This is a genomic window from Pseudomonas sp. 05N434 (genome assembly GCF_056396965.1).
Genome location: NZ_JBFTMK010000198.1, coordinates 1 through 8,044, shown reverse-complemented (window position 1 = coordinate 8,044; position 8,044 = coordinate 1). Strand labels below are relative to the sequence as shown.

Here is an 8,044-nt window from a genome sequence, read left to right as displayed (position 1 = left end):
GGATCAGCGTATCGGTGATCGCCATGTCGGTCTTGTAGTTTTCACCTACGGTCGGGTTACGGTGGGCGCAGTGCAGCATCAGCGGCTCGCCGATCTGGCCACTGTCGATCACCGATTTCAATGCCCGATAACCTTCATCGTACGGGCGCATGAAACCAACCTGCACCAATCGCTTGCCGTGGGCCACTTCGGCCTCGACGATCTTGCGGCAGCCTTCGGCGGTGACCGCCAGCGGTTTCTCGCAGAACACCGGTTTGCCCGCCGCAATGGCCGCCAGCACGAACTCTTCGTGGCTCGGGCCCCAGGAGGTGACGAGGATTGCGTCGACGTCCGGCGCCTTGATCAGCGCGTGGCCATCGGGATAGACCTCGGCGGTCAGCTTCAGATCGGAGACGACCTTGGCCGCTTGCTGCAAATTGATGTCGGTGACCGCGACAACCTGACTGTTGAGCAAGGTCTGGCTGCAACGACGGATATGGTCCTGGCCGATGGCCCCGGTGCCGATGACGCCGATACGCAACGAATTGGAAAGCGAAGACATATAAACACTCCTGTTGTTCGTTTCAGGGCAATCAGTATTGACGGGCCTTGGCCAATCGTTCGTTGAGGGTCTTGGCCACTGCGTCAGTGCGTGCGCTGGTGGAGACTTGCGCCACGCCGACCCGCCACCACGACAGGTATTTGTGAATCATGGTTTTGGGCAGGACCTTGATGTCGATCAGCGTCGACACCGTCTGCAACCGCGCATCCGCCAACGCGGCTCGCAGCTCTTCAACCGTGTTCACCTTGTAGGTCTTGCAGCCGTAAGCCGCCGCGCTCATGGCGAAATCCACCGGCACGAAACCGCCATCGAGCTTGCCGGTTTCAGGATTGCGGAAACGGAACTCGGTGCCGAAGCTGTCCATGCCGTGTTCCATTTGCAGGTTGTTGATGCAGCCGAAGGTCATGTTGTCCAGCAACACCACGTTGATCTTGCGGCGCTCCTGGATCGAGGTTGCCAGCTCCGAGTGCAGCATCATGTAGGAGCCGTCGCCCACCAGCGCATAGACCTCGCGCTCAGGCTCGGCGAGCTTCACCCCCAGTGCCGCGTTCACCTCGTAACCCATGCACGAATAACCGTACTCGACGTGGTAGGTGTTCACACCCTTGCTGCGCCAGCTGCGCTGCAAGTCGCCGGGCAGGCTGCCGGCGGCGGCGACGATCACCGCATCATCGGCCAGGGTTTCATTGAGCACACCGAGCACCCGGCTCTGGGTCAGGCAGGAACCGGTCAGCTCGATGAATTCGCGCAGCACCGCCGGGTCCAGGTGATCGTTGATTTCCGGGACGAAGTCTTGAGTCTGGTACTCGACCTGATAGAGGCGGTCGACTTCCTCGTCCAGCTGCGCCCGGGCCTGTCGGGGTTGATCGCCCCAGCCGGAGCGATAGTCGCCCAACACAGCGGCCAAGGCGTTCAAGCCGGTTCTGGCGTCCGCCAGCAGTTGCACGCCATCGAGTTTCAGGGCGTCGCAAGGGCTGATGTTGAGGTTGAGAAATTGCACGTCCGGGTGTTTGAACAAGGATTTCGACGCGGTGGTGAAATCGCTGTAGCGGGTGCCGATGCCGATGATCAAATCTGCGTCCCTGGCCAACAGGTTCGCCGCCAGGCAACCGGTTTCGCCGATCCCGCCGACGTTCAGCGGATGGCTCGACACCACCGCGCTCTTGCCGGCCTGGGTTTCGGCGAAAGGAATATCGAAGCGCTCGGCAAAGGCCTGCAACGCTGCATTGGCACCGGAATACTTGACCCCACCGCCGCAGATGATCAGCGGTTTGCGCTTGCCTTTGAACAACGCCACGGCATCGTCGAGCATCGCTTCGGTGGCCGGACGGCGCTCGATGCGGTGCACGCGTTTTTGCAGGAAGTAATCGGGATAGTCGTACGCCTCGGCCTGCACGTCTTGCGGCAAGGCCAGGGTCACGGCGCCGGTTTCGGCGGGGTCGGTGAGCACGCGCATGGCGTGGATCGCCGCAGTCATCAGTTGCTCGGGACGGTTGATCCGGTCCCAGTATTTGCTCACGGCCTTGAACGCATCGTTGGTGCTGATGCTCAGGTCGTGGAACTGCTCGATCTGTTGCAACACCGGGTCTGGTTGGCGGCAGGCGTAGACGTCGCCGGGCAACAGCAGCAAGGGAATACGGTTGGCGGTGGCCGTCGCGGCAGCAGTCAGCATGTTCGCCGCGCCCGGGCCCACCGATGAAGAGCAGGCGTAGATCTTGCGCCGCAGGTGTTGCTTGGCAAAACCAATGGCCGCGTGGGCCATGCCTTGCTCGTTGCGGCCCTGATGGACGATCAGGTCGCCGCTGTCCTGTTCCAGGGCTTGCCCCAGACCCAGCACATTGCCGTGGCCAAAAATGGTAAAGATCCCGGCGACGAATTTGCTCTGGACCCCATCGACCTCGATGTACTGGTTATCGAGGAATTTCACCAGGGCCTGGGCCATGGTCAGTCTTGTTGTGGTCATGCTCGCACCTTTTCCGTATGCAAATCCGATGTCAGCTCAGGGATTTCTGCAGGTGATCCATACTCGCGCCGATCGCCGTCAGGATATCCGCCAGGCCATGGACGCTGTCGGCAAACGGTTCGAACGACAGGTAGCCGCTATAGCCGCTACTGAGCAAGGTGTCGATCTGCGCCGCATTGCCGAGGATGTCGCCCTCGCCCACCAGCACCCGATGGCCGTCACGAATGGTCGCCAGTGGCGCCTCGGCATCYTCGACGCCGGAGATGTGCACCAACCCGGTCAGTTCAGGGAAGAATTCATGCTCGCTGGCCAGGTGATGGTGGAAGGTGTCATGCACCAGACGAAACACATCCAGCCCTCCGATGGCCTTGATCGCATCGACTGCCGTGCGTTTGCGCCGCAGCGAGCATTCTTCGAAACCCAGCGGTTCGATGAAGCCGAGAATGCCGTGATCGCGCAGGATCGGTGCCAGTTCACTCAACGCCGTGCGCAGGCCGGACGCACGCTGCGCTTCGGTTCGTGGATCGGCGCGGTCGTTCAATGGGCACATCACCAAGCCCCGTGCGCCACAGTCACGGGCATAAGCGGCAAGCTTCAGGGCATGTGCGCGGCGCTCGTCATTCCAGACATCGAACGGATACAGCGCGTTGATCGACAGCACCGTGATGCCTTTGGCCGCGCACAGCTCACGGACGTGTTCGGGGGCGGTGCCATCCTCGATCTCGACGCCTTTGAGGTCGTTGCGAATCTCGATGGCGTCGGCCTTGAGGGTCACCGCCAACTCGATGAACGCCGGCAGGGACAAACGTGGGGCGACCATACGGTTCAAGGCGAAACGCAGGGGTTTGCTCATTTTTTGTTGTTCTCCGCACACGTGAATTATTTGGCTGTCGGCATGCTGAATTCAGGGCCCTTGGCGATGCTGTCGGGCCAACGCTGCATCACGCTTTTGTAGCGGCTGTAGAAGCGAATGCCTTCTTCGCCATAAGCGTGGTGATCACCGAACAGCGAGCGCTTCCAGCCGCCGAACGAGTGCCAGGCCATGGGCACCGGAATCGGTACGTTGATGCCGACCATGCCGACCTTGATGCTGCGGGCAAACGAGCGGGCAATGCCGACCTTGATGCTGCGGGCAAACGAGCGGGCAATGCCGCCGTCGCTGGTGAAACAGGACACGCCGTTGCCGAATTCATGGGCGTTGATCAGCGCCACGGCGCTGGCGAAGTCCGGCACGCGCACAATGCCCAGCACCGGTCCAAAGATCTCTTGCTGGTAGATGCTCATCTCGGTCGTGACCTTGTCGAACAGCGTCGCACCGACGAAGAAACCGTTCTCGGCGCCTGGCACCTTGAAGTTGCGCCCGTCGACAATCAGCTGCGCGCCCTGGGCCACACCCTCGCCGATAAAACCCTCGACTTTGGCCTTGTGTTCGGCGGTCACCAGCGGCCCCATGTCGCTGTCACCCTGCATGCCGTTGCCGACCTTCAGTTGATCGATGCGCGGCAGCAGTTTGGCAATCAACTGGTCGCCGACATCACCCACGGCCACGGCAATCGAAATCGCCATGCAGCGCTCACCGGCCGAGCCGTAAGCCGCGCCGATCAGTGCATCCGCCGCCTGGTCCAGATCGGCATCGGGCATGACGATCATGTGGTTCTTCGCCCCGCCCAGCGCCTGTACGCGTTTGCCGCGCGAGGTGGCTTGCTGGTGGATGTACTCGGCAATCGGCGTCGAGCCGACAAAGGAAATCGCCTCGATGTCCGGGTGTTGCAGCAAGGCATCGACCGCCGCCTTGTCGCCCTGGACCACGTTGAACACACCGTCCGGCAACCCGGCTTCGGTGAGCAAGCGAGCCATCAACAAACTGGCGGATGGATCACGTTCAGACGGTTTGAGGATGAAGCAGTTGCCGGTGACCAGCGCCAACGGGATCATCCACAGCGGCACCATCACCGGGAAGTTGAACGGCGTAACGCCGGCGCAGACGCCCAATGGCTGGCGCAGGTTCCAGTTGTCGATGCCACCGCCGATGTTGTCGCTGAAATCGGTTTTCAGCAGGTTCGGCGCACCGCAGGCGTATTCGACGATTTCGATGCCACGGGTCACTTCGCCCTTGGCGTCGGAGAACACCTTGCCGTGTTCGCGGCTAATGATTTCGGCCAGTTCGTTGTGATGGCGGTCGAGCAATTCCTTGAACTTGAACATCACCCGCGAACGGCGCAGGGACGATTGCTCGGACCAGGCCGGGAACGCCTTCATGGCCGAAGCGACGGCCTCGTCCACGGTCTTCTGGCTGGCCAGCCCGACCCGCGCCTGAACGCTGCCAGTGGCCGGATTGAAGACATTGCTGAACCGCTCGCTACCGCTGTCCTGCACCTGACCGTCGATGTAATGACCTATGACCGGGGCGTCGCTCATTGTTCTTGTTCTCCCTTTGAATGTTGGAATTTAGAGATCCAGAAGCCAGCTGTGCTGCGGATCGTTATGGAACTGCCAGACGCGTTTCGGGCCGGCCATCACGTTCAGGTAATACGACTCATAGCCGTAGGGCACGCTGACCGGGTGATAACCCTTGGGCACCACAACCAGGTCGCTGTTTTCCACCGCCATGGCCTGATCGATACTGCGATCGTCGGTGTAGACCCGCTGGAACACGAAGCCCTGGGGCGGGTTGATCTGGTGGTAATAGGTTTCTTCGAGAAAGCTCTGGTGCGGCAGATCGTCGGTGTCGTGCTTATGCGGCGGGTAGCTCGACGAGTGACCGGAGGGCGTACGCACTTCCACCACCAGCAGCGAATGGGCGGGCTCGGTGTCCGGCAAAATGTCGCAGACATAACGGGTGTTGGCCCCCTTGCCGCGCACGCTGCGTTTCATGCTGTCGGGTTTGATCAGCCGTGGGCCAAGGTTTTCGGCGATGGAACCGGGCGCCGCGCACACGGCGATTTGCACGTCGCTCAACGCCACCACCTGGGCCTGGCTGCCGGGTGGCAAATACACGGCGAACGGTGATTTGTCTTCGAACACCGACTGACGATCGCCGATGTTGTCCCAGTCGAACGCGCCCTGCCCCGGTGCTTCACCCTTGATGCCGACCCGACCGCTGAGCAGCACCAGGCACAATTCCTTGTCGCCCGCGCTGACCGGCAGGGTTTCGCCAAGACTCAGGCGGTAAGCGGCAAAACCGACGTATTCCAGCTCTCCCTGCCCCAGCTCGACCATGGTCCGTCCGCGGGCATTGCTCTTGACCAACAGGCTCATTGCGCGGTCCTCTCGTCGAGCAAGGCACGCAAGGTGTCGTAGCCTTTTTTCGCGTAGACGTAACTTGGTGCCACCGCCGGATCCTGCTCGGCTTCCACCACCAGCCAGCCGTGGTAGTCGGCGCCCAGCAGCACGTCGAGCAAGGCGCCGAAGTCGATGTCGCCATCGCCGGGCACGGTGAAGGTGCCGTTGATGATGCAGTCCGGGAAGCTCCACAGGTTGTTGCGCGCCAGTTGCACCACCGGTTTGCGCACGTCCTTGAAATGCACGTGGCAAACCCGTTCGATGTGTTTGCGCAATACCTGCAACGGCTCGCCGCCGCCCATGTAGCAGTGGCCCGAATCGAACAGCAGGCCGACTTCGCTGCCAGTCAACGCCATCAGTTTGTCGATGTCGGCCGGGGATTCGACGTAGGCCCCCATGTGATGGTGATAGGCCAGACGCACGCCCTGGGACAGGGTGAAGCGCGCCAGTTCGGTGAGTTTGTCGGCGTATTCTTGCCAGGCCTGCTCGGTGTGGAAACGTGGGCGCTCGACCAGTGGAATGCGCTGGCCTTGAATGGAGTCGGCGACTTCGCCATAGACCAACACCTTGGCGCCGTTCTTCGCCAGCAGCTCGACATGGCTGCCGATGGCGTCGATTTCCTCGGCCACGGAACGGCGGGCCAGACGGCTGGAATACCAGCCCGACACCAGCGCCAGGTCGTAAGGCCGCAGCACATCGCCGACGCCCTTGGCGTCCTTGGGAAACTTGCCGTTGAGTTCGAAGCCCTCGTAGCCGATGTCCTTGCCTTCGCTGAGGGCGGTGCTCAACGGCGTCTCGCCACCGAGGGACGGCAGGTCGTCGTTGCTCCAGGAGATCGGGTTGATGCCAATTCGGATAGCGGGCATGGCTGCACCTTTTATTGTTTTCTCAAAAATGTTCAACCGATCACCTGTGGCGAGGGAGCTTGCTCCCGCTGGACTGCGAAGCAGTCCCGAATCAATCAGCCCGGTGTATCAGGTAAACCGCATTCACAGGTTTGCGACTGCTTCGCAGCCGAGCGGGAGCAAGCTCCCTCGCCACAAAAGCCCCATCAATCAATTAATGTGTTCAGGCTCGGGCCGTGCGCCAGGCATCGATCAGTTCGACGAAGGTGCCCTGCACCTGGCGAATCAGCGCCTCGTCGTCGATTTCACCGGCCAGCCACGCGCGGCTCGGTTCCTGGAAGATCGTCCGACCCACGGCGAAACCACGGCAGGTCTGGCTCTGGCTGGCCTGTTGGAACCCTTCGGCCAAGGTCGCCGCCGGGGCATTCAGGCCCAGCAGCACCACGCCACGGCAATACGGGTCGCGTTCCTGGATCAGCTCGTCGAGTTGTTTCCACTCCTCGGCGCTTTGCGCTTCGATCTTCCACCACGCCGGGTAGATGCCCAGGTTGTAGAGGCGTTTGAGAGCGCGATAGAGCACGTCTGGATGCGGTGATGGGTGATCCTTGGGCGGAATGATCTCCAGCAGCAATTCATGCCCGCTGACCTGCGAGGCCTGGTACAGGCCCTTGATCTGCGCCTCCTGCTCCAGACGCAGCAGAGGCTCGTCGTCGGGATGGAATTGCACCAGGCATTTGATGATCTGTTCTTGCGGCCAGGCGATCAGGTTGCTGCCGATCGAACGCCCGTGTTCGAACGCCAATGGCCGCGAACCCTGCACTTCCACCGGCCGTGCCACCCACCAGCCACGACCGGTGGCGGCGTTCAGCGAGTCCTGACCGAAACGTTGATCGGCCAGCAAGCCGACATCGGCGTCGACGCCCTGCTCACGCAAATCCGCCTCGACCCGTTCCACGGCTTTGATAAAGAGTTGTTTGAGTTCGCAGATAGCGTTCAGGTCGCGCCCGCCCTTGTGGGCCAGCTCCACCAGTTGCCCGCGATGATCGAAGGCAAAGATGAACAGTTGCTTCCACTGTTTGCGCGGCACGCTGACCTGATGCAGACGCTGCAATGTCACGTCCTGATCCGGCCGGGTGATCGGCACCGGGCTGTTGAACAGGTAATCGAGTTCGGCGCGGGTCGGCATCGCCGGGGCGCAGGCATGGCGCGACACCACCAGACCGCCGCAGGCATTGGCCAACTGGCAGCAGCGCTCGTCGCCGGCGTCCTCCAGCCAGCCACTGAGGAAACCCGACATGAAGGCATCGCCGGCCCCCAGCACATTCAGCACTTCGACGCGCACACCGGGATAGATCGCGCCGTCTTCGAGACGCACCGGGATCGCTCCGTGGATCACCGTGCAACCTTGCGGAC

Annotated in this window: 7 protein-coding genes; all 7 read right to left on the bottom strand. The window is 61.7% G+C overall.

The window, feature by feature from the left end:
• A partial coding sequence (locus AC1DLB_RS14415) for a Gfo/Idh/MocA family protein (RefSeq protein ID WP_477785167.1) occupies positions 1–541 on the bottom strand: 541 nt, incomplete at its 3' end.
• Between the two features lie 31 nt (positions 542–572).
• Positions 573–2,504: a 3D-(3,5/4)-trihydroxycyclohexane-1,2-dione acylhydrolase (decyclizing) gene (gene iolD / locus AC1DLB_RS14410; RefSeq protein ID WP_477744569.1), complete on the bottom strand. Its 1,932-nt coding sequence runs from the start codon at positions 2,502–2,504 to the stop codon at positions 573–575.
• Between the two features lie 31 nt (positions 2,505–2,535).
• Positions 2,536–3,357, bottom strand: coding sequence for a TIM barrel protein (locus AC1DLB_RS14405; RefSeq protein WP_477744568.1), 822 nt, complete (start codon positions 3,355–3,357; stop codon positions 2,536–2,538).
• Positions 3,358–3,383: 26 nt separating this feature from the next.
• Positions 3,384–4,922, bottom strand: coding sequence for a CoA-acylating methylmalonate-semialdehyde dehydrogenase (locus AC1DLB_RS14400; RefSeq protein ID WP_477779367.1), 1,539 nt, complete (start codon positions 4,920–4,922; stop codon positions 3,384–3,386).
• Between the two features lie 30 nt (positions 4,923–4,952).
• Positions 4,953–5,762, bottom strand: a complete 810-nt coding sequence (iolB, locus tag AC1DLB_RS14395) for a 5-deoxy-glucuronate isomerase (protein WP_258613692.1) — start codon at positions 5,760–5,762, stop codon at positions 4,953–4,955.
• On the bottom strand, positions 5,759–6,652 hold the full coding sequence (gene iolE / locus AC1DLB_RS14390; protein ID WP_477744567.1) for a myo-inosose-2 dehydratase: 894 nt from the start codon (positions 6,650–6,652) through the stop codon (positions 5,759–5,761). The genes iolB and iolE overlap by 4 nt, the downstream gene beginning before the upstream one ends.
• Positions 6,653–6,854: 202 nt before the next feature.
• The coding region (locus tag AC1DLB_RS14385; protein ID WP_477785166.1) for a PfkB family carbohydrate kinase at positions 6,855–8,044 on the bottom strand (1,190 nt) is incomplete at its 5' end.